Origin of the sequence: Streptomyces sp. NPDC003077 (assembly GCF_040611095.1) — a bacterium.
Lineage (GTDB): Bacteria > Actinomycetota > Actinomycetes > Streptomycetales > Streptomycetaceae > Streptomyces.
The window spans coordinates 61497-83207 of record NZ_JBEXNM010000031.1; the positions used below are offsets into that span (position 1 = coordinate 61497).

General features: G+C 66.0%; 19 protein-coding genes and 2 pseudogenes. 4 read left to right on the forward strand and 17 right to left on the reverse strand.

The window, feature by feature from the left end:
• The first annotated feature begins 144 nt into the window (after positions 1–144).
• The gene (locus ABZX96_RS21180; RefSeq protein ID WP_355546608.1) at positions 145–7035 is read left to right on the forward strand and encodes a polymorphic toxin-type HINT domain-containing protein; all 6891 of its coding nucleotides are present in this window, start codon (positions 145–147) and stop codon (positions 7033–7035) included.
• Positions 7036–7051: 16 nt separating this feature from the next.
• Positions 7052–7375: a hypothetical protein gene (locus tag ABZX96_RS21185; protein WP_355546610.1), complete on the forward strand. Its 324-nt coding sequence runs from the start codon at positions 7052–7054 to the stop codon at positions 7373–7375.
• A 140-nt stretch (positions 7376–7515) separates the two neighbouring features.
• On the opposite strand, the pseudogene ABZX96_RS21190 reads toward ABZX96_RS21185, so the two are convergent.
• From ABZX96_RS21190 to ABZX96_RS21205, 4 genes and pseudogenes are all read right to left on the reverse strand, one after another.
• A pseudogene (locus ABZX96_RS21190) lies at positions 7516–8510 on the reverse strand (tyrosine-type recombinase/integrase).
• On the reverse strand, positions 8510–8698 hold the full coding sequence (locus tag ABZX96_RS21195; RefSeq protein ID WP_355546612.1) for a helix-turn-helix domain-containing protein: 189 nt from the start codon (positions 8696–8698) through the stop codon (positions 8510–8512). The pseudogene ABZX96_RS21190 and the gene ABZX96_RS21195 overlap by 1 nt, the downstream one beginning before the upstream one ends.
• A complete protein-coding gene (locus ABZX96_RS21200) occupies positions 8691–8945 on the reverse strand; it encodes a replication initiator (RefSeq protein ID WP_355546652.1) in 255 nt (84 codons plus the stop codon). Before ABZX96_RS21200 ends, ABZX96_RS21195 begins: the two co-directional genes overlap by 8 nt.
• Positions 8858–9223, reverse strand: a complete 366-nt coding sequence (locus ABZX96_RS21205; RefSeq protein ID WP_355546654.1) for a replication initiator — start codon at positions 9221–9223, stop codon at positions 8858–8860. Before ABZX96_RS21205 ends, ABZX96_RS21200 begins: the two co-directional genes overlap by 88 nt.
• 170 nt (positions 9224–9393) lie before the next feature.
• On the opposite strand from ABZX96_RS21205, the gene ABZX96_RS21210 reads away from it, so the two are divergent.
• Positions 9394–9939 (forward strand): hypothetical protein, encoded by a 546-nt coding sequence (locus tag ABZX96_RS21210; protein ID WP_355546614.1) that lies wholly within the window; start codon positions 9394–9396, stop codon positions 9937–9939.
• Here ABZX96_RS21210 and ABZX96_RS21215 read toward each other — a convergent pair.
• The 8 genes from ABZX96_RS21215 to ABZX96_RS21250 all read right to left on the reverse strand — a co-directional run bounded on the left by ABZX96_RS21215 (position 9896) and on the right by ABZX96_RS21250 (position 13902).
• A complete protein-coding gene (locus ABZX96_RS21215) occupies positions 9896–10327 on the reverse strand; it encodes a transposase (RefSeq protein ID WP_355546616.1) in 432 nt (143 codons plus the stop codon). The two genes, ABZX96_RS21210 and ABZX96_RS21215, sit on opposite strands and share 44 nt — an antisense overlap.
• Entirely contained in the window at positions 10324–10629 is a 306-nt protein-coding gene (locus ABZX96_RS21220; RefSeq protein WP_355546618.1) for a transposase, read from the reverse strand. The genes ABZX96_RS21215 and ABZX96_RS21220 overlap by 4 nt, the downstream gene beginning before the upstream one ends.
• Before the next feature lie 46 nt (positions 10630–10675).
• Positions 10676–11749, reverse strand: a complete 1074-nt coding sequence (locus tag ABZX96_RS21225; RefSeq protein WP_355546620.1) for a hypothetical protein — start codon at positions 11747–11749, stop codon at positions 10676–10678.
• Positions 11750–12386: 637 nt separating this feature from the next.
• Complete coding sequence (locus ABZX96_RS21230) at positions 12387–12737, reverse strand: hypothetical protein (RefSeq protein ID WP_355546622.1); 351 nt, start codon at positions 12735–12737, stop codon at positions 12387–12389.
• A complete protein-coding gene (locus ABZX96_RS21235; protein ID WP_355546624.1) occupies positions 12734–13135 on the reverse strand; it encodes an HK97 gp10 family phage protein in 402 nt (133 codons plus the stop codon). The genes ABZX96_RS21230 and ABZX96_RS21235 overlap by 4 nt, the downstream gene beginning before the upstream one ends.
• Entirely contained in the window at positions 13132–13458 is a 327-nt protein-coding gene (locus ABZX96_RS21240) for a DUF6093 family protein (RefSeq protein ID WP_355546656.1), read from the reverse strand. Before ABZX96_RS21240 ends, ABZX96_RS21235 begins: the two co-directional genes overlap by 4 nt.
• A 79-nt stretch (positions 13459–13537) precedes the next feature.
• On the reverse strand, positions 13538–13765 hold the full coding sequence (locus tag ABZX96_RS21245) for a hypothetical protein (RefSeq protein ID WP_355546626.1): 228 nt from the start codon (positions 13763–13765) through the stop codon (positions 13538–13540).
• On the reverse strand, positions 13762–13902 hold the full coding sequence (locus tag ABZX96_RS21250) for a hypothetical protein (protein ID WP_355546628.1): 141 nt from the start codon (positions 13900–13902) through the stop codon (positions 13762–13764). Before ABZX96_RS21250 ends, ABZX96_RS21245 begins: the two co-directional genes overlap by 4 nt.
• 67 nt (positions 13903–13969) lie before the next feature.
• Between ABZX96_RS21250 and ABZX96_RS21255 the strand changes: the two genes are divergently transcribed.
• Positions 13970–15052, forward strand: a complete 1083-nt coding sequence (locus tag ABZX96_RS21255) for a hypothetical protein (protein WP_355546630.1) — start codon at positions 13970–13972, stop codon at positions 15050–15052.
• A gap of 1428 nt (positions 15053–16480) precedes the next feature.
• Here the strand turns inward: ABZX96_RS21255 and ABZX96_RS21260 are convergent.
• The 5 genes and pseudogenes from ABZX96_RS21260 to ABZX96_RS21280 all read right to left on the reverse strand — a co-directional run bounded on the left by ABZX96_RS21260 (position 16481) and on the right by ABZX96_RS21280 (position 21710).
• Positions 16481–17128, reverse strand: coding sequence for an HNH endonuclease signature motif containing protein (locus ABZX96_RS21260; RefSeq protein ID WP_355546632.1), 648 nt, complete (start codon positions 17126–17128; stop codon positions 16481–16483).
• Positions 17129–17569: 441 nt separating this feature from the next.
• Positions 17570–18439 (reverse strand): hypothetical protein, encoded by an 870-nt coding sequence (locus ABZX96_RS21265; RefSeq protein WP_355546634.1) that lies wholly within the window; start codon positions 18437–18439, stop codon positions 17570–17572.
• Positions 18430–18627, reverse strand: a pseudogene (locus ABZX96_RS21270) (DNA-binding protein). The gene ABZX96_RS21265 and the pseudogene ABZX96_RS21270 overlap by 10 nt, the downstream one beginning before the upstream one ends.
• Before the next feature lie 1200 nt (positions 18628–19827).
• Complete coding sequence (locus tag ABZX96_RS21275; RefSeq protein WP_355546636.1) at positions 19828–19965, reverse strand: hypothetical protein; 138 nt, start codon at positions 19963–19965, stop codon at positions 19828–19830.
• Positions 19966–20075: 110 nt separating this feature from the next.
• Entirely contained in the window at positions 20076–21710 is a 1635-nt protein-coding gene (locus ABZX96_RS21280) for a PfaD family polyunsaturated fatty acid/polyketide biosynthesis protein (RefSeq protein WP_355546638.1), read from the reverse strand.
• Position 21711 lies beyond the last annotated feature (1 nt).

The window sequence follows — 21711 nt, forward strand, 5'->3', positions numbered from 1 at the left end:
AAGGCCTGCCCCATTACTGCTCACCTTTGACGGCGGGGTGAGCCGCAACTCTTCGGCTCATTCCGCCGCCCTTCCCATGGAGCGAACATGCCCACCGCAAGACCCGCGCCGCGCTGGTCGTGGAGGACAGCGAGCAGGCGCCGCATGGCCGCCGTCGCGCTGCCCGTGACCACCGCGATTCTGGCCACCCTGCTGGGCGCCGCCCCGGCGCCGGAGTTCGAACGCGACCACAGCGCTCTGCCGAAGGCCGACTTCGGCAAGGCGGAGAACTTCACGCCCAAGCACGAGAGGCTCGCCGACCCGACGGAGGACGCCGCCGCACAAACCCATGCTCACGCCGCCCGGAAGGTCGCCTGGCCGACCGCAAGCAGCGCCATCGTCGCCGTTCCCGCCCTGCCCGACTCCAAGGTCAAGGTCCCTCAGCAACCGGTAACCCTTTCCCAGGCATTACCGCCCGCATCCCCCAAGAGCCGATCGGTTCGGACGGACGCGAGCACCTCTCCCGCCAAGGCAGAGGTACATGTACTCGACCGCGCCAACACCACCAAACTCGGCATCGACGGTGTCGTCCTCTCTGTGAGCCGCGCCGACGGCGAAGCAGAGCCCTCCGCCTTGTCCGTCGCACTCGACTACAGCAGCTTCGCCCACGCCTACAGCGGCAACTGGTCCTCACGCCTGCGCATGGTGCAGCTTCCCGCCTGCGCCCTGACCACACCGGACAAAGCCGCCTGCCGCACGACCACGCCCGTCCCCTCGTCCAACAACACCTCACGCAAAACCGTCACCGCCCAGGTCTCCACACCGAAGACCGCGCCCACCATGCGGCGCGCGACAGGGGCGGCCCGCACCGTACTGGCCCTGTCCGCCGGGGCCGCCTCAGACCAAGGCGGCTACGAAGCCACCCCGCTCTCTCCCTCCGCGACATGGGCAGGAGGCGGATCCAACGGCGACTTCACCTGGTCCTACCCCATGGACGCCGTCCCCGCGCCCGCAGGGCCCGCTCCTTCCCTCTCTCTCGGCTACTCCGCCCAGAGCGTCGACGGCCGGACCTCCTCCACCAGCGCCCAGGCGTCCTGGATCGGTGAAGGTTTCGACCTTCCCACCTCCTACATCGAGCGCTCCTACGGGTCCTGCGATGACGACGGACAGGACAAGAAGTACGACCAGTGCTGGAAGGAGGACAACGCGTCCATCGTCCTGAACGGCAAATCCAGCAGCCTCGTCCCGGTCGACAAGGCGAAGGGCACCTGGCGTCTGCAGGGTGATGACGGGGAACGCGTCGTGCGCGGTACCGGCGCCGCCAACGGAGACGATGACGGCGAGTACTGGACCGTCACCACCACTGACGGCACGCAATACGTCTTCGGCCGCAACCGTCTCAGCGGCTGGACATCCGGCAAGCCCGAGACGAACTCCGTGTGGACCGTGCCGGTCTTCGGTGACGACCCGGACGAACCCGGATACTCCGCAGGAAACAGCTTCGCCGACCGCTCCAAGAACCAGGCATGGCGCTGGAACCTCGACTACGTCGTCGACCCCCGCGGCAACGTCATGACGTACTGGTACGAGAAGGAGCTCAACTACTACGCGAAGAACGGCACCACCGGGAACGGCACCGAATACACCCGCGGCGGATACCTCTCGCGCATCGACTACGGGCAGCGCAGCGACACCGTCTTCTCCACCACGCAGCCTTCTGCGGCTCGGGTCAAGTTCTCCGTCGCCGAGCGTTGTATCCCCATCCAGGGCAAAGAGACCTGCGCCTCACTCACCGAGGCCAACCGTAACGCCTGGCCCGACGTGCCCTTCGATCTGATCTGCAAGAAGGACACCGTCTGCACCGACCAGCCCTCTCCCTCCTTCTTTTCCCGCAAGCGTCTGACCGGCATCACCACACAGGTCTACAAGGGCACCGGCACCGGCGCGGACAGTGACTACCGCGACGTCAACCACTGGTCTCTCGACCACTCCTTCCCCGATCCCTGCGACGGGTCGAACGCCACGCTGTGGCTCAAGTCCATCCAGCACACCGGCAAGTCGGGCACTCCCTCCGTCAGTCTGCCCCCGGTCACCTTCACCGGCGTTCAGCTCCACAACCGGGTCGACAAGATCGGCGACGACGTCGCCCCCTTCATCAAGTGGCGCATCCGCACCGTCACGTCGGAGACCGGCTCCGTCCTGACCGTCAACTACTCCGCCCCCGAGTGCATCGCCGACACCAACATTCCCACCGCACTCGACAAGAACACAAAGCTCTGCTACCCGGTCAAGTGGATCCCGCCGTCCAACCCGACACCCGGCACCGATCCCAAGCCGCGTACGGATTGGTTCCACAAGTACGTAGTCACCCAGGTCACCGAATCGGACCCCACCGGCAACGCCCCGCTCAAGCAGACCGACTACACGTACAACGGTGGCGGCGCCTGGGCCTACGACGACCAGTCGCCCATCACCCCCGCGAAGTACCGCACCTGGGGCATCTGGCGCGGATACCAGAAGGTCACCACCACCACAGGCGAAGCTTCCGGCACCCGCTCCAAAAGCGTCAGCCTCTTCTACCGGGGCATGAACGGCGACAAACAGACCGACGGCAGCACCCGCAAGGAGACCCTGACCGACTCCCAGGGAACCATCGTCACTGACGAGGAACCCTACGCCGGGCAGACCCGCGAGCAGATCGCCTACAACGGCACCTCGGGCGCCGAAGTGTCCGGCACGATCACCACGCCCTGGTCCCAGACCACTGCCACGGCCACCCACTCCTACGGCACCGTGCGTGCCTACATGACCCGCACTGCCAAGGAAGTACTGCGCACCCCCGTCTCCGGAAGCGCAGACATCACCTCCACCACCAGCACTACCTATGACACCGACAGCGGTCAGCCACTGACGATCGAGACCGAAGGTGGCGGGGAGAAAGACTGCACCCGCACGGAGTACGCCAAAAACACCGCTGCTTGGATGCTCACCTACGTCAAACGCGCGGAGAAGGTCTCCGTCGGCTGCACCGCCACCCCCAACCGCACCGGAGACCCGAAGACGACCGACGTCGTCTCCGACATCCGCACGTCCTACGACGGCCAGGCCTGGGGCACCCCTCCCACCAAGGGCAACACCACCGCCACCCAGCGCGTCATCGGCTACGCCAATGGCACGGCCCAGCTGCAGACCATAAGCACTGCCCAGTACGACGCCCTCGGTCGCGTCACCGACGAATGGGACACCCACAACACCCGCACCACGCACACCGAATACACACCGGCCGCGGGCGGCCCGCTCACCTCCACCAAGGCAGCGAACGCCCTCGGCCACACCGTCACCACCGAGATAATCCCTGACTGGGGCGTCAACAAGGTCAGCACCGACCCCAACGGCCGACGCACTGAGATGGCCTATGACGCACTCGGGCGCCTTACGGACGTCTGGCTCGCCGACCGCAACCGCGCAAATCAGACCGCCAGCAAGAAGTTCGAATACAAGATCGACCGCGGCCAAGCATGGGTCGCCACCAAGAGCCTCAACAACGACGGCACCACCTATCAGACCTCCTACGCGATCTACGACGCGCTGCTGCGCCCGAGACAGACGCAGACCCCGGCAGCCACCGGCACGGGGCGGGTCATCAGCGAGACCAAGTACGACTCCCGCGGGCTCGAAGTAGAGACCGCCGCCGGATACATCGACACCACCGCCCCATCGGGCAGACTCGCAGTTCTCCTGACCGCCGCTCCGGCCGGAAGCCGGAAGACCTACGACGGTGCCGGCCGCCCGACTGCGGACATCGTCCTCGCCCTGGGCAGGGAACACTCGCGCACCACGACCACCTATGAGGGAAACTCGACGACGGTAGAGCCGCCGAACGGCGCTGCCGCGGTACGTGAGAGCGTCGACAGCAGAGGCCGCCTGGCCGAGAAGCGCGAATACGCCGGCCCCAAAGCCACCGGCGACTACACCAAACTCACCTACACCTACGGTCGCGCCGATCAACTCGCCTCGGTGCAGGACAGCGACGGCAACACCTGGAAGTTCGAATACGACTTCCTCGGCCGGACCACCACCCGGAGCGATCCCGACACCGGCACCACCAAGACCGAGTACAACAGCCTCGACCAGGCCAGCGTCACCGAGAACAGCAACGGCGATGTCATCAGCCACACCTACGACCTGCTGGGCCGCCCCACCGGAAAGCTCACCGGGCGCATCCCACTCGTCGACGGCAAACCTGCCATCGACGACACGAAGTACGTCGCACGCTGGACCTACGACACCGTCGCGCTCGGCCGCCCCACCTCCGCCATTCGCTACGACGGCGGCAAGAACGGCAAGGCCTACGCCTACACCAACGCCGCCTACGATCCCCTTTACCGTGTCCTGAAAGAGCAGTACACGATCAGCACCGCCGAAGGCGCGGTCGCCGGCAACGGCACGTACACCCTCACCAACTCCTTCAACCTGGACGGGACGCCTCAGAAGCGCACCATCCCCGCAATGGGCGGCCTCGCGCAGGAAACGCTCGTCTACGGCTACAACGACCAGCGTCTCCCCACCACCCTGCAAGGCCTGACCGGGATCGTCCAGGGCACCGACTACCTGCCCGCAGGCGAACGCACACGCATCACTCTCGGCGTCTCGTCCTCTGCCAAGTGGACAGAGATCAATACCTTCCACGAGGACGGCACCAAGCGGCTGTCCCGCCAGACGGTGGTCTCCGAATCCCATCCCGGGACCGACGCCGACACCAACTACCGGTACGACCCCGCGGGAAACCCGGTCGAGATCGAAGACCGCTCCACCAGCACTGGTGACAAGCAATGCTTCAACTACGACGGGCACCGGCGCCTGAAGACCGCCTGGACGTCCAAGGGCGACTGCACCTCCGCACCCACCAGCAGCGGCATCGGGGGCGTCGCACCGTACTGGCAGTCCTTTACCTACGACAGTGCCGGCAACCGCAAGTCCGCCACAGACCACCTCGCCGCAGGAGGACCCGCCACCACCAACTACACCTACGACCAGACTGCAGCAGGCAAAGCCCGCCCCCACCTGCTTTCTTCCACCACCCCCGGCAACCCGGACCAGCCCAAAACCAGCTACACCTACGACGCGGCAGGAAACACCAAGACCCGCACCATCGGTACCAAGACCCAAACCCTGGATTGGGGACCCGAAGGAGACCTCGCCAAGGCCACCGAAGCCGACGGCTCCGAAACCTCCTTCCTCAACGACGCCTCCGGCAACAGGCTGATCCGTCGTGACAAGACCGGCACCACGCTGTACCTCGGCGAAACCGAACTGCGCTTCACCAAGGCGACGGGCAAGGTCGAGGCAACCCGCTACTACAGCCACGCCGGGCAACCCGTGGCCATGCGCACACCCCAGGCACTCACCTGGATGTGCACCGACCACAACGGCACCGGCAACGTGCAGATCGATGCCACCACACAGGCCGTGACACGCCGCTACACGCAGCCCTTCGGTGAGGAACGCGGCACCAAGCCCACCGGCTGGGCCGGTGAGCGGGGCTTCGCCGGCGGCACCCAGGACCCCACCGGATTGACCCACCTCGGCGCCCGGTCCTACGACACAGCAACCGGCCGCTTCATCAGCGCAGACCCCATCGCCGATCTCAAAGATCCCCAACAAATCAACGGGTACGCCTACAGCAACAACAACCCCGTCACCTACGCGGATCCGGACGGCAAGTTCTTCGGCCTCGGCCTCTTCGACTTCATCTTCGTCGCAGTCGCCGTGGTGTCCTTTGTAAACGCGGTGCTGCACACAAGCTACCGACAGCAGTCCAGCTCGCGCGCGTCCCGCACTTCCTCGCGCTCGGGAATGTCAGCCATGGGCAGCGGGAACTACGGGAACTCCGGCGGCGGTGAGGGCGGCGGAGGAAGCAACTGCAGTTCCACCTACCCCGCCTACAAGCCCGGATGCAATACCAACGTCGAGCCGGCGAACCCGAAAGCACAGGGAAGCTTCGGCGACTTCATCGCCGGCATTGGGCACAACTTTTTCAGTGCGCTCGAAACCATTGGCAGCCTGGGCCCCGCGTGCTGGTTCCAAGACTGCAGTGGAACTACCGACAAGTACGATAAATTCGTCACTGAGCACGGAGCCGACAAGGACACCAAGGCATGGGACGCGGGTGACAGCGCCGCAGAAGTAGCAGGGCTGTTCAACATCGCCGGAATGTTCAAATCTCTGGCGAAGAAGCTCTTGAAGGGCGGGGCGAAATCGGCTCCCAAGGAGTCCCCCAAGATACCAAAGGGCTGCAAGTGCTTCCTCGCAGGGACACAAGTAGAGCTGGCCGATGGCACTACGAAATCAATTGAAGACCTCGAAATCGGCGAAGAGGTGCTCGCAACCGATCCGGAGACCGGGGAAACTGGTGCCCGTAAGGTAGTGCGACTTATCGTCACTGAGGACGACAAGAAATTCAATGAACTGACCATCGAGACTGCCGACGGTCCAGAAAAACTCACCGCTACTCACGAACACCCCTTCTGGGTCGTCTCGGAGAAGCGATGGATCGAGGCGGGTCTGCTGCGCCCGGGCATGACGTTGCGCACGGACGAGGGCAGTACGGTTGCTGTCCGAGGGAATCGTTCCTTCGAAAAGCGGGCGCGCACGTACAACTTCACAGTGGACGACCTCCACACGTACTATGTGATGGCGGGCGAGACGCCGGTACTCGTTCACAACAGCAACTGCGGAAATCGCAAGCATGACAAGGCCCGTGGCGCTGCCGGTGTCGATGAAATGACGGAGACGTTTGAGAAGTTCTACGACAAGTCTGATATCTATAGCGAGAGCTACGGGAATGGACTTGATTTGTGGACCCCTTACGGCAGGCGACAAGTTGATATCGCAGTCCGGACACCAGACGGAAACCTTCACCTTTACGAGGTAAAGGTGAACAAGTCGAATTACACGAAGAGTCAGCGGAGGAAGGACGAGTGGCTAGCGCAGACGTACGGGTTCGAAACCTCGGTCATCCGGCGTGGTACAAAGTGTCCAATCTGCAACCCGTAACCTGAGAGGATGGCCTGTGAGTAGCGACTTCGGCTTCTGGAAGCACTCGTCCGGGAACCCAGAGGAAGTTTTCGACAACCTTGCTGAGGGCGACACCAGCGACCTTGTCGTGAGCCCTGACGTCTTGCGGTTCCGGGAAGAGTTGCTGACCAGGTGGCCGGATGTGGAGGACGTTCTGGAGCCGTCTCGATTCGACCTGGAAGAGGAACCGGATGACGAGGGAAAGTACGTCCTCCTGACCCTCTCGGTTCGCCAACTGGACTATCTCCCGGCGATTCTTGACATGGCGAAGAGGAACGGCCTCGTCGGATTCAGTGGAGTGGCGGGCGAGCCGATTTAGGCTCCCGATTCGCTACGCAGCCAATCGCAAAGATGCGGCCCTGCCGATGTCGCTGGCAGGGGCCGTTCTGCGGCTTGACGGCAGTAGATGACGGCAACGGCGGCGGACACCTGGTGTCCGCCGCCGTTGCCGTACGTGTGTCAGAAGTGGTCGAGGGTATCGATGGCGTCACGCTGGAGGCCGAGTCGGACGTGGGCGTAGACAGTGGCAGTGACGCCGATGTGGGCGTGGCCGAGGAGTTCCTTGATCACGACGAGTTCGACGCGCCGTTCCAGGAGCAGGGTGGCGGTGGAGTGCCTGAGGTCGTGGAAGCGGACGCGGCCGAGGCCGGCCTTGCGGAGGAGCGTGGTGAACACGTGCCCGTCGTGCCACGTGGTGCCCGCGTCGAGGTCGAGGTCTGTCCAACGCAGGCCGAGGAGTTCGCCCTTGCGGAGTCCGGTGTGGAGGGCGCGTTCGAATAGGGCATCCAGCCGGTGTCCGGCGTGGCCGCAAGAAACTGGCGGGCTTCTTCGGCGGTGAAGGGTTCGAAGCGTCGGGGTCGGGGGTGCTTGTGCGGACGTTGCGGGCGACGTTGCGCGGGATCTCTTCCTCGCGAACGGCATGTTCCAGGGCGGACTTGAGCACGGAGTGGATGTAGGTGAACGTCAGCGGGGAGAGCAGCTTGTGGCAGCACTGGCAGGTGGCGCAGCAACGAGGCTGGTCGAGTCGGGCGTCGAGGCCGCGCGTGCAGCACTGGCAGGTGGTGCGGAGTTGGTTGAGCCAGGTGCGGACGTCCTTGACGGTGAGCTTCTTCTTGCCGAGGCCGGGGATGAAGTACCGGTGGACACAGGTGGTGTAGCGGGTGTGGGTGTTCTCGCGGAGGTGCTGAACGGCGACGTTCTCCAGCCAGTGCGTCAGGTACGCGGCCACACTGCCCTGCGCGGAGGGGACGGGAAGGTCGCGGTTGCTGGCGGCGATCCTCGGTGAGCTTGGCCAGGGCCTCCTTCCGGGGGGGGTGCCGTAGACGCGGACGCGGCGACAGGTTGCCCGGTGCGAGGACATATCTGGCGGCTTCCCAGCGCCCGTCCTTGCGCTGGTAGACGGTGCCGTTGGCTCGGACGCGGCGGGAGGCGGGGGTGTCGCGGGGCGTGGTCATCAGGCGGCGGCTTCCTGTTCGAGGCGGGTGCGGATGAAGTCGGCCAGCGCGTGGACGGGGATGCGGCGGGCGCGGCCGAGGGTGGTCGAGGCGAGCTGGCGGGTGCGCAGGAGGTCGTAGAGCGCGGAGCGGTCGATCTTGAGGCGTGCCATGGCCTCAGGGACGGTGAGGAGTTCGTCGTCATGCACCGGCTGTCCTTCCTGTTCGCGTGTGGAAGCCGAGCTTGTGGGCCCACTTGCGCAGGTTCAGGTGCTTGAGGTTGTCGCGTGCGCCGAGGGCCCAGGCGGTGCGGATAGTCCGGGCGGCGTGCTTGGGCACGGACTCGAACCAGAGGTCGGTGATCCTCTTCAGCTGGTGGTTGAGGGTGCTCGTCGCGGCTTCGGTGCCCTTGGTGGTGTACTTGGTGACGTATCCGGCGACCTTGCCCTCGGTGATCGTGGTCCGGCCTGGAAGGCAGGGGGCCGGATGATCCTGGTGTCGATCTGCTTGCCGAAGCGAAGGAGCGGGCGCTGCCGTTGACCTCCGGTCTGTCGATGCGGCGCGGGTGGCCGCGAGCCGGATGGCGTCTGCCAGGAGTTCGGGGGTGGTCCAGGCGGTGGCAAGCTGTAGCTGCCTGCGGGCCCGTCGGGGCGGACCACGGCTTGGGAGTGGATCAGTCCGCGCTGCTGGTATTCGGCGACTTTGTGGTCTGATCGTGTGCCAGGACCCTCCACCGCGTGGATCAAGGTGGGGTGGCCGGCTCAGGGCGGACAGCCCCTCCTGTGTTCCTCAGTAGCTGTTGTCTTACCGAACCTGATGACGGTGTTTGGGCTGGTCAGGCATAGGGTGGGCGATTCCGTGGGAGTGGTGGCCTGTCGTGTCATCGCTTTTGGGGAGGCCGTGGATGCCGTCGGTCGTGGGGTTGCTCGAACAGCGTGAGCTCGCTGCCCGCCATCGAGTGGACGAGCTGCGGGAGGAGGCCGACCGCGTCCAGGCTGAACTGGCCGTGGCCGAGCGGAACTGGAAGAAATGGGTCATCGCCCGCTCGCGGGTCGGCGAGGTGCTGGGTCCGGTGGACGAGACCGAAGAACACGCCTGGACCGAACGGACGATGCCGGCTGAGGGACAGGCCGAGGAGCCATCATCGGTGTTGATGGCCGCGAAGCCGAAGTCGCAGGTGCCGGTGTGGCGCGAGGGGCTGGACGCGTCGGTGCTGTCGGTCGATTACCAGCGCATCCTGCAGGCCCTCGCGGACCGGCATCACCTCCATCAAGGGCCGCTGACCTGCCAGGAGGTGGCCGTCGTGTTCGGCCTGGACGCGGTGCCGGCGAAGGTGGAGGCACTGCGGTCGAAGGCGAAACACCTGGTCGCGTGGGGCTGGCTGGCCGAGCGGCAGCCGGGCCGGTTCACCCTCGCGCAGGGTGCGACCGGGCAAGGCGGCGGGTCATGAGCAGGGCCATCGACCAGTAGATCATCGCCTCGGCGCTGGTGGTGCGGCTCTCGAAGTCGCGGACCAGGCGGCGGGTGCGCATCAGGTGGCCGAAGGACCGCTCCACGACCCAGCGGCGGGGCAGGAACTGGAAGCCGCGGGTGTCGTAGCCGCCGCTGCGGACGATGTCCGCGACGACTTGGAGCTGTGCCGCACTCTGGTCGCTGAGGTGGCCGGTGTATCCGCCGTCGACCCAGACCCGTGCCAGTCTCCCGAAGCGACCTCTGGCCGTCGGCAGCAGGATGCGGGCAGCGTCCCGGTCGGTGGTCGACGCCAGCGTGACCAGCACGGCCAGCAGCAGACCGAGCAGGTCGGTGAGCAGGTACCGCTTGCGTCCGTTGATCCTCACTCCCGGCGTAGAAGCCCCGTGAAGTGAGGGCGACGGTGGCGTCCGCCTTCATCGACTGCGAGTCGATGACCGCCGCACTCGGCTTCCGAGCACGGCCCTCGGCCTGGCGGAGCTTCACACAGCCGGTCGTGCAGTCCGGCGATCAGTCTCGTGTCCCGCCAGCGGGAGAGAAAGGCGTACATCCGGGGCCGCCGAAGCGGGGACTCAGTCGGCATCGCCCGCCACTTGATGTCGGTGTCGGCGAGATAGCGCACCGCATCAACCATCTGCCGGTTACCATAACCCTCCGGCCGGCCAGCCATACCGGAACCGGCAGCAGGTCACGCACCAAGGCCCGCTTGGCCTCGCTCATGTCCGAGCCGTACCGGGGTCGGCGTCCCGGCCGGTCTGCCGCGTGCCCGAACCTGTGGGCGAGACAGTCACACCTCGCGGGGACGGACTGGACCCGGCAACCGTGACGCGGGTGCCGCATGCGAAGCACAGGGGCAGGTCATCGGCGGCGGGCTGGGCGGTGGTGGGGACGTCCGGGACCACGGCATCGTCGCCACACACGGGGCAGGGGACATAAAACGTCTCGCCGCTCAGTGCCCACAGCCTAGTGACGTCGCCCGAACCCGAGAGCGCACGCTGTCGCCACTGCTCGTGGAAGTCGTCACCGACGAAGACCCGGGCATGAAACACTGCAGCGGAGGCCGGACTCCCCCAGGTGGCACGGCAGAACAGGCAGTGCGGTTGGTCCTGGCCGACCACAAGGGATTGTTGCCTGCACATGCCGCATCGGACCGTTGCGGAGGCATTCGCTGTCAGATCAGCTGCGAGCGCCGCCATGCGCGTCTCGACGAGCTCGCTCAGCCCCTGGTAGCGGCCCCGCAGGACTTCCAAGGTGTGGTCGATCAGGAGGCGGTCGGACTGGCCCAGGTGGGGGCGCAAGTCGTCATGAACGAAGTCGAGCAGGAAGTGCAGGACCTGGACGGCGAGGCTCTGAACAGCCTCGACGGACTCCTCTATGCCGTAGTGCGTCAGAGCGTTGCGCAGCTCCCCCAGGCGGCGCAGGCTGTCTCGGTCGCTGTCCGCGACGCGCAGCGCCGCGGTCTGGTCCAGGCGATCGAGAGTCTCCTCCATGCCAATGCTCTCGAAGCGGCCCCGGCGGAACTGTTCATAGGTGACTCCGCCCTTCTTGTCCTGACGGTTCTTGGGCCAGACGTCCCTGACAACCAAGGTCCAGTGTTCGGCCTCCAGACGCGATTTCAGGAGTACCTCGGCAGCTCCGTAAAGGTTGGTTACGGCCTGCTTCAGCGCGGCATCGGTGACATCTCCGTCCGCTGGCGGTGTCAGGCGGTCAACGACGACGCGCAGGGAATCGAGGCCGTTGACCAACGGACGCATCACGAGCCGTCGGGGGGCGGAATCGGGGGCGTTCACCTGGACTCCCATTCGGCAGTCGACGTCTGAAAAGGCTTACGGACAACAGGGGCGGCCGGTGTGGGAACGGCGGACCGGCCGGTGTCAGGGTGGCGGAGCCGACCGACCCCTGCCGTTGCAGCATATGTGAACACCATGAATCCTCCGTCACCCTCGCTGGAGAACGACTTGGGCAGGTGGGCAGGCCCCTTGTGGGGCTCCGCCAGCAGCTGCTCCAGCACACCCGCGACCCAACGATGACGCGCCGAACCGTCGTGTTCCCGAACCACGTCGAGTCCCCCGAAGAACTTGGTGATGTCGTGCTCGACTGTTACGGGAAGTACCCAGGCCTGACGTCGACCTGAGGACCGTCCGCACCGAGGTTCCCGCAAATGAGGTCGCCGAGCATTTCCAGCGTCCTCTATCTGAACCTCGCGACGCCCCTTCCCAGACCGCCCGCACATCCCGGCCAGCGTGCGAACCGCGTGCCCACACGTCGCCTCCGGGGACGTCGATGGGCCAGGGCCACTCGCCGGTCGCGGTGCGTTCCAGCACCGCTCGCCGTACCCAGTCCGCCAGCCACTCGGCCTGGTCGGCACGAGCTACGACGACCATGACCTGATACGTGAGGTACGCTACGCATCCTCAGAGGCGTCCGTCAGCAGTGCTCCTCCGGCACGCCCGCCCTGCGGATAAAGCACCGCATAAGGAACCGCCGCCGGTACACCGGTTCACAAGAGGCAGCTCCCCAGGCCACACGGCCGCGCGGTTGATCACCTGTCCCTCCTGAAGGGTCGTTCGCCAGGTCCTCGACTATCCGGGCGCCGCACCGGAACATGCCCACCGCGTCCCAGTCCTCCACCGCGGGCGTCGTCAGGTCTTGCAAGGTGCGCTGCCCAGCGTCGTCCAAGATCTCCGCAGCGACCACGGCCCGAGCCAGCATCCCGAGCTCCCACTCGCCGATGATCTCCGCCAGGTATGCCTCGACGTCTTCTGCTGCGTCCTTCACAGCGCCTTCTCCACCGCGTTGCCCAGCTCCCGTACTATCTCCGGTCCGGCGTGGTCCACGGCCGGGCCGAGGTGCGGGAACGGCGGCTGGGCGTACTGCCGGCCAAGGCTGTCCACGCCGACGAAGCCGTACTCCAGCCGCCGCGCCTGCGCCGCACTGGTGCCCACCTCGGCGACGACCACGGGGCCCGCGCCCTGCACGTCGGAGCGCCAGGACGCCCGATAGCGTCCGGTGATCACGCGGGGGCCGGGCCGTCCGGAGGCATTGTGCTGCACCTGCTCGACCAGCGCCTGGGCACGGTGCCGCATCACGGCGTTCATCGCGACCACCGTCTGGGCGGCCCCTCGGTCCAGGGCGGCGGCCAGCGCCGCGGGGTCGGTGAAGGCACCGCCGCTCATACGCCCGCCTTGCGGTTGTGCTCCTCCAGCCACACGGTGCGCGGCACCGGAACCGAGGGCACCTCGCCGAGAGCCGCGACCCGGTAGGTGCGGCCGACGGCCTGCTCGTCACGGGCCTGGACCATCACTACGGTGTCGTCTTCCCGCAGCTCGGAAGCGTCCAGGGGCAGCAGCCGGTATCCGGCCCGCACTTCCTCGACCCACGCGCCTTCGTGGCCGCCCTTGCTGCGGATCCGCTCCTGGTGCCCGTACAACCCGGCCCTGCCCGAGTGCACCTCCAGCGGAGGAGAAGGTACGAGAGCGCCGGTGGTGGGATCGAGAATGTCTTCGCCGACCTAGCGGGTCACGAGCACCTTGTCCGGCATCAGGTGCCGCTCGGCGAACCGAGCGACGCCGCGCTGATCAAGCACTCAGCGCCCATTCCCGAAGCTGCGCCAGCATCCCGCGCGTCAGCTCCCCCGGCCCACCGTCGAGATCATCACGAGCGAGTACGGCTTCGTCGAGCTTGCGCCAGTCCACCGCGTCCAGAAACCCGGCCACGACATGGCGTACATCCGTCGGCTCGACCACCACGTTCGCCAGGCCCTCGAACTGCACGCCCTTCCAGCCCTTGGCCACGTACAGCGTCACTTCGGGCCCCTCGTCCTCTGGGCGATTCGGTACGCCTCGGCTGGTGAGGCGACATCGTGGCCGTCGACCTCAAGGACGGCGCACTCCTCGGGCGCGGCGGAGACACGGACGCGGTGGTGCTGATTGCACTTGCTCATGGGGCGAAGCCTAGGTGTGCGTAGCAAGGACTAGGATCAACGCCGTTTCCAACGGTTAGGGGAACCAATGTCGGCGCTGGAATTCAGCCTTGCTTTCGGAACTGTCTGGATCGGGTGTCTTTCCATCGTGATGATGACTGCTACGGCTCACCAAAAAGGCAGTAGGACTCTACTGGAAAAGGTCTTCTGGAGGCGGGCCTACCGAATGTCTGTCAGGCGTAGGCGCGAACTAGCACGCAAGGTAAGGGACAGTGGCACTGACTTCCCGAGCGCAGGGTTGAGGGATTACCTGCAACGTGAAGACATTCTTTACTTGGCCTCTATGCCTGCTCACCTGGTGAAGATGGTATCGCCTGTTCTTGCATCGTTTCCTGCTGGTTTCGCATTGGCGGCTACCATGAAGCTTGAGAGATGGGGAGTTTGGGCACCAAGTATCTTCACGGTGGTATTCGTCTGTCCCTCCATTATCACGGCGGCCATCATATCGCTCATGGCAACGCAGGCGCAGCGTCGCTGGACCAGTGAGAGCGTGACAGCAACAGGGAGGCGTGCGTACATGGCTTTGCTATCCGATACACACGCTACGGGCCGGCTTCCGGAAAAACGGAACCCATTCCACTCTCCTCATATTCCAGCCACAAGAGCCCTAGGTGACTTCGCCTCCGCCCTTGAGAAGTATGCGCTGCTGAGGGCGACTCCTGACGGCCAACCCATGCCGGAAGTCGCCGCAAAATATGCTGGAGCAGCTTCGGAATTGCGAAAGCTGCGGAGTGGACTGGAGCTTGATAGAGTCGCAGGGCGAGTCGCTGCGCTAGCTGAAGTGCGCCGCATGCTTGAAGCGCTGGCAAGTGGTCGAGTGCGCGACATCTATGCAGGAGGTGAAGTGGAAAACGGTGCAATGGCTGGGCACCGGGAGCGCGCAGGCAGGAGGAGGCAGTTCGTGGCTTTGCTTCTCTTTTCCTTGTCTATCCTGGCGATAGTCGCATTCCTCTCGATGTTCGGTAACGGTGCAAAAGAAATTACGGTCGCTGTTATTGGCGCATCGGCCGGTCTTGTGCTCGGTGCCTGGGTGAAGTGGCTCCGGCTGCCATCAGAGCAAGGCGGTGGATCGCCATCAGGGGGGAGCGGCGGCGGGACGCCTAACCCCTAACTCGCGCGCATCCCGCCCGCCATCGGGCTGCTGGCGGGCGGGTCATCCTCATCACTGCTCCGACGAGTCGAGGCGGCGGTTTCACGGGCGACGGCCCGCTGCTCGCGCGCCTGTGCGCGTTTCATCCTCGCTGCCTTCCGAGATGGCCTCGCGTGCTCGACGCAGGGCTGTGGAGGACGGCTTCCAGCATTCGGCCACTGCCTGCTCTGCGGCGTGAGAACGGCGGTTCCTCCCGCGCATTGAGAGCGGCCCGCCGCCGGTCAGGTTCGCTTCCGCTCGACGTACTAGCTGGGGCCACGCCTTCTCGCCGGCGCCCAGAAGCGTGTTCTTGGCTGCCGTAGCGTGAGCGGTATCCGCCCATCCGAGCTGCTGGCTGCTCTCGGACCCGGCTCCACCCCCGTCTTGCGGGGGTGGAGCTTCGCATGTCGGTGGTTCTGAACCTGCCACTCACGGATGCGATGGCGGAAGTCTGAAACGTCGGTGGTGGTGAAGGCCGGTTCGCAACCTTCAGGATGGCCGATGACGCCGTTTTCGTTGGTGCTGTCGCTGGATTGGTTGGCGGGACCGAAGGCAAGATGGCGGAGAGCAGCTACGGCAGCAACTGGTGGCCCTGGCCCAGCGCCAGTTCCCCTCTCAACCTAGGTGAGAGCGTTGCTGTGGTGAAGATTGGAGATGCGGAGTTGGCCCAACTGGGGCAGGCGGTGACCAATCGGCAACGGGCCCAGACGATGAGTACGGCGCTGAAGGCCCGGACCGCGGTGGGTCCGGACTTCCGACCGGTCTGGGCAGTGGTAGCGACAGGCCCGGCTGGTGCGTACCGATGACGGCGGTGTGGACAACGAGATTAACGGTGGTGCCTTACATGCGCCCGCAGTGGAGGACCGAGATCTCACCGGTCCGCCCACCACCACACCATTCGGCACCTCCCACGCTCCAGTTCTCGGCCCGTCTTCGGAAGGCTCACTGATAGTGCCCAGCACCGATGACCAGGACTGCTTGAAAACAACGAACACCATCAGCGGCGGGCTCTTCTTCCACGCAGTGTTCCAGGGCCGCAACATCACCGTCGAGCTTCCAGAGCAGATCACACCGGCACTGTCCGGGCTACCACCCGCCTCTCCCACCTTCACCGGCCGGAACGCAGATATGGACCAGCTGCTGGCAGGACTGAATCCAGGCAGTGCCGCCCATGAGGCAGTACTTCCCCCACCGGCTACCGTCCACGGCCTGGCACCGCCAGAGTGCCGGCAACGGCACCGAGGGCCCGCGTTCCTACGACCACGCCCGAGTCCGCATCGACCCCGGCAGTCACCGCCACCTGCGGCGGCCAGGCTGCTGCACTGGTCCGCCCCACACAACCGCTACCGACGAAGGACTGCCGACGTACCCATTGGACGGATCACGAAAAAAGCAGTCTGGAAATTAGGCCTACTGATTCAGCACTTCGTGAATAGCGTTATGCAAATCAGCCCACATCGTCGGGAGCGCCTCCGGGACTGGGGCAGTTAGAGGGAGGTCAGGCTGGTGCCGATGTCGCAGCACATTCGACGACCACCTAATGGTGCCGTAAGAAATCACGTCGGCGAACGCGTGGACCGGGCGAGGCGACTGACCGGTAAACAGAATCCATGCATTTGCCGCATCTTTTGCCACCACACCCGTCTCCATAAATATCTTTCGGAGCTCTCCCACCGGGACCCTCCGCTCTACGGCAGAATTGAACTCCACGATCTTGCCGAACCAAGCCTCCATCCGGATTCGGTACTTCTGGTAGGCCGACAGGAGGTCTATGTGATCGGGATGGGAAATGAGGGAGAAAGGGGAAAGAGGACTGAGGTTCGACTTGTACTGACGCATGGCAGCTCGATCAATATGCCCCCGATCGAAGAGGGCGTGGCAAGTCGGACAGAGAGCGATCAGATTGTCGAACTCATGCTTCTTGACCTTGGCCCAAGGGATTATGTGCGCGATCTCAATAATTGGCATACGACAGACGGGAACTGCGCAGCGGTGGCCAGCCTCAACACGGACGCGTCGGTCCAGCCGGCGTGGAATCGGAGGGCGATTGTCAGGCATGACAGCATGTTATAAGCGCGCTGTGACGCAGGGCATCCCGCACTTCGGCACTGGGCACCGGCCGCTTTCCGAGCGGTACCGCACCAGCGCCGTAGCCCCGAGCACGCACGATGACATGATCGATAAGCGGTTCAAGATCCGGACCATTCACGGACCAGCTCCTTACGAACCGTCCCAGGAACCTCCGTTTCCGCTGGTCAAACCCGGTGCGCGGCCTGTACCACCAACACACGAAGAATCTGCTGGTGTCGTATTCGCCGAAGAGGATGGGGCTGTTCTAGCGGCCATGAAAAGGGCGCCTGACCTGGGGCTTTCCCAGTCAGGCGCCTCCGGCGCGGCCCGCTCACAGGCGAGCCCGACTTACGTACTACCTCCCACTTCCTCCCACGGCTCTCCCGCCTCTGACCAGCTGTTCCGGACCAGTCCCGGACCAAACCCGGCTCATCCCGCGTTCGCCGGGCCCGGGCCGAGGCGTTCCCATTCCTGCAGGGACTGCTCGATCAGACGGTTGGCGCGCTCCTGGATGCCGTCCATGAACTTGGCGTAGTGCCGGAACATGACCTCGATGGTCTGGCCCGCCCGGCGCGCGCACTCCGCCGGGTCCACCCCCGAGTGCAGCCAGAACGAGATCCCGGCATGCCGCAGGTCATAGGGCCGTTTGACCAGGCCCACGGCCAGCTCGGTGCGGGTCAGGGCGTACTCGCGGGCGCGCTTCCACGTCGTGCCGTACGCGGCGGGCTCCACATAGTTGCCCGCCGCATTACGAAACAGCCGGCCATCAGGTGCCACACCGAACCGGTCGATGTGCGCCCGCAAGGTGGCCACGAACGCCGGCGGAATCGGCACCGGTCGGGTCGCGGTGGCCGGGCGGCGTTTGAGGGAGTGCACCTCGTGCACCGCGCCGTCATCGGACCATTCCTTGCCCGCGGTGACGACCCCGCCCGCCAGGTTGAGCATCCCCCAGCCAGTGCGCGGCAGATGGCACTGCGGAAGCTGGAGATGGATGACCTCCGCCGGCCGCATCGCCGCGTGGTACAGACAACCGAAGAACGCCTCCAGATGCGGACCGCGCCCCCGCTGCCGTGCCACCGCCGCCAACAACCGGGCCACCTGGGCCGGATTGGGAACGGAGGCCGGATCCACCTCCTCGTTGACCGTCATCAGCTTCGCGCGCCGGCTCTCGGCCAGGCCGGCCGTTATGAAGGACTCCGCCTTTTCGCGCCCATTGACCGTCCAACGAACCTGAAAGGGCTTCCGCCGGTCAGGGCGCTCGCGTATATCCCAAAAGCGTATGTGGTAGCTCAGCGCCAATGGACGGCGTCTCTCTCACACGCCTGCCACCAGGCACCCAGGTCGGCGCCGGCGGCAGCGGAGTTCCCCGTTGGGCAGCTTGATCATGCGGGGGCCTGCCCCCGGGCACGCATGCGGTAAAACGCCGACAGCCTCATGCGGATCTCCGCAAGAACCTCGGCCAACTTCAACGCGGGAGGAGGAGCCATTTTCTTATCACCTTGGGATCGAGGGCTATCGGGGAACAGTGAGGAAAGAGCGGGGCAGCGGGAGCTCGAAGCAGCCATTTGTGTAACCGCGGGCCCGCCTGCCGCCACCGATAGGCCGTCAGGCATAACGGCAGCCACGTCGCCTCCCTCACCCGGATCCTGTGCCCGTGTTTCGCTGCCTTCATATGGGCCCGCCCTCAGGCGCGGCCACTGCATACAAAGCCCAGGGTCCGGCCAATCCCTGGTTTCGCTAACCGGGTATTCCCGGCTATGTAACGCCCTGCCTGCGTGAAGAGGTCTTGACTCGCTGGTCCGCCATCGCTCTCAGCAGCAGGACAGGAGCCAGCACGACTGACGGACTCGCGGCGTCGGCATCGTCGTGAGAAAGGCGCTCACGCCAGAAAGTCCGAGTTGCGAGCCGGTACTCTTCGAGAGAGTGATCACTTGGAAGCAAGCTACGCAGACTCACTGTCAGCGAGCCGGGGCAAATAACTGAGGACAGCGGGAAATGAAAACCGAGTGTTGGGCTTGCGCAGGGATGCTTCTGAGCCGAAGGCCGGCATTCCGGGGAAGCTGAAACAGTAAAGGGCACGGAAACGCTCCAGGAACTAGGGCATGCCGGGAGCGTTTGCTCGGACGCACCTCTTTCCTCCGTAATGACAGGTGTTTTTGGGGACGTCGTACATTGACATGAGTCCCGACGTCATTCCAGTCCTTTGGCGCGCCATCGCGTCTGCCATGGGCGAACTGCCACAGCATCGCGCCGGCCGTACACTTCAGCAGCGAACACGGCACCGGACGCGTGCGAGGGGAAACCGGGACCTCGTGCTCTACACCGGCATCCAAGTGAATCCCCAGTGCTTCCGGGGCGGGCTGGTAGGCCGAGAGACCCGGTAGGTGCGAACCAGCTCGACAGACCCCGCATCGGCTGGGGACGTCGTTGCATGAGGAAGGCGTATGGGGCGCCGCGCGCTGCGCCGATGACGCCCATGTGTTCTCGGGCGTACTCGGCCACGCGTGCGCTGGTGGTGCTGCCGCGCACCCACCACACACGGCCGTCCGTGTCGTCACGGTGCCAAGCGTGATCCACGGTCCACCACACCATGTACCGACTCAGCCGCTCCCAGCGGTAGGCGGGGTGGGTGAACAGCCCACTGATCGTCAGCGCGTTGTCCTGCCCCGTTCGCGCAGCGACCAGCCTCAGTCGGGCGTGGAGGTTTGCAGCGCCATGCAGCCGACGAGGACCAGGCCGTTGAAGAGGAGGCAGACCACCGGGCGGTCCCTGGCCTCCCCGGGAGTACCGAGGTTGTCCACGACGCTTGCTCGGTCCAGCGCCAACTCGTCATTGGGAAGAAGCTGTTGAGGTGGTGAGGAGTGGTGAGGAGTGGTGGGGAGATCAGCGTGCCGCGCTCCGGGTGGCGTGGGGCCGTCCGGCCCTTCGTGGCCGTTCAGGTGGAGCCGGACGGGAGCCGCGCCCCCGCCGGAGGCAGCCGGTAGTGAGCGCAGGCGGCGGGAAGGTGTACCCCTGCCAGTCGGAGCTGGGTGACGCGGGCGTGGTAGGCGGCGCCGTGGAGGAGGTGGTGGGCGATGGCGGTGACCTGGCGGTGGGCGGGGTCGGCCAGGGCGGTGCCGGCGGTCCAGGCGTTGAAGGCTCCCATGGCGGGGCCGCACCAGACCTGCCAGTCCCTCTGGCGGTCGCCCTGCCCGGTGACGGCCCAGCGGGAAGCCATGGCCAGGTACCAGCGGAAGACCATCGCCATGCGGAACTTGTGGTCGCGTTCGGCGCGTTCGTGCCAGGACGGGTGGTGGGCCGCGAGGTAGCCGGACGTGTCGTGCCAGACCTCGTCCAGGGGGCGGCGCAGGATGCGCTGTTCCAGGTTCCGGCGTTCCGCGGGCGGGAGCGCGGCCAGGCTGTCGTGGTCGCGGTAGAGGCGGTACAGGCGTGTGGCGTGGCCGGGGAACATCGTTCCGCGGGCGAGGACCTGGACGGTCACGCCCTGCTCGAACAGGTCGGCGGCCGGGGCCATGGTGCAGTCGGCCAGGCCCGCGGTGGCCAGCAGGCGTTTGACGGCGGGTGAGGTGCCGGCTTCGGTGGCGGCCTGGTTGACCGAGCCGGTGACGACGTACGCAGCGCCCAGGGCCAGGGCGCCGACGACGGCCTCGGGGGTCCCGATGCCGCCCGCGGCGCCGACGCGCACGCGCGCGGCGGCGGGATGTTCGCGGGCGACGCGGTCGCGCAGCCGGACGACGGCGGGGAGCAGGGCGGTGAGGGGGCGGCGGTCGGTGTGGCCGCCGGAGTCGGCCTCGACGGTGATGTCGTCGGCGAGCGGGACCGTACGGGCCAGTTCGCACTGTTCGGAGGAGACGCACCCTTCGGCCAGGAGCGCGGCCGTCAGTTCCGGGGGCGGCGGGCGCAGGAACAGTTCGGCGGTCTCCAGGCGGGAGACCTTGGCGATGATGCGGTGTTCCGCCCGTACGCCCGGGGGGCCGGGGTCACGGTGGAGTCCGGTGAGGCGGTAGCGCACGAGGTCGGGGGTGAGCTGGATGAAGGCGGAGGCTTCCACGCAGCGCACATGGTGGCGCAGGCAGGCGTCGACGGTGGCGCGTTCCTGGCCGGGCGCCATGGGACTGTGGATGAGGTTGCACGCGTAGGGCACTCCGGTCCCGAGGGTGCGCTCAAGCCGTTCCAGGGCGGTGTCGATCCGGTCCTCGGGGAGCCCGGCGGCCCCGAAAGAGGCGAGGTGTCCGGCGCGGGCCGCGGCGACCACCAGTTCCTCGCACGCGATGCCGCCGGCCATCGCACCGGTCATGTAGGCGTAGCGGACGCCGTGGTGGCGGCGGAACGCGGCGGAGCCGAGCCGGTCGGGGGGCTGCGGGGCGACGGCGGCCAGGGCGGTGAGGCCGTCGCCCGGGGCGGGTGGCCGGCTCGTCGCGCCGACACGGGTGCCGCTGGTGACGATGTAGCAGGGGCGGTCCAGGTCGGCCAGGACCGCGTGGACCCCTTCGGCGTCGTACCGTACGGTCCCCTCGGCGTCGTACCGTACGGCCTCTTCCGCGTCGTCCCGTACCCGTGGGGGCGTCATC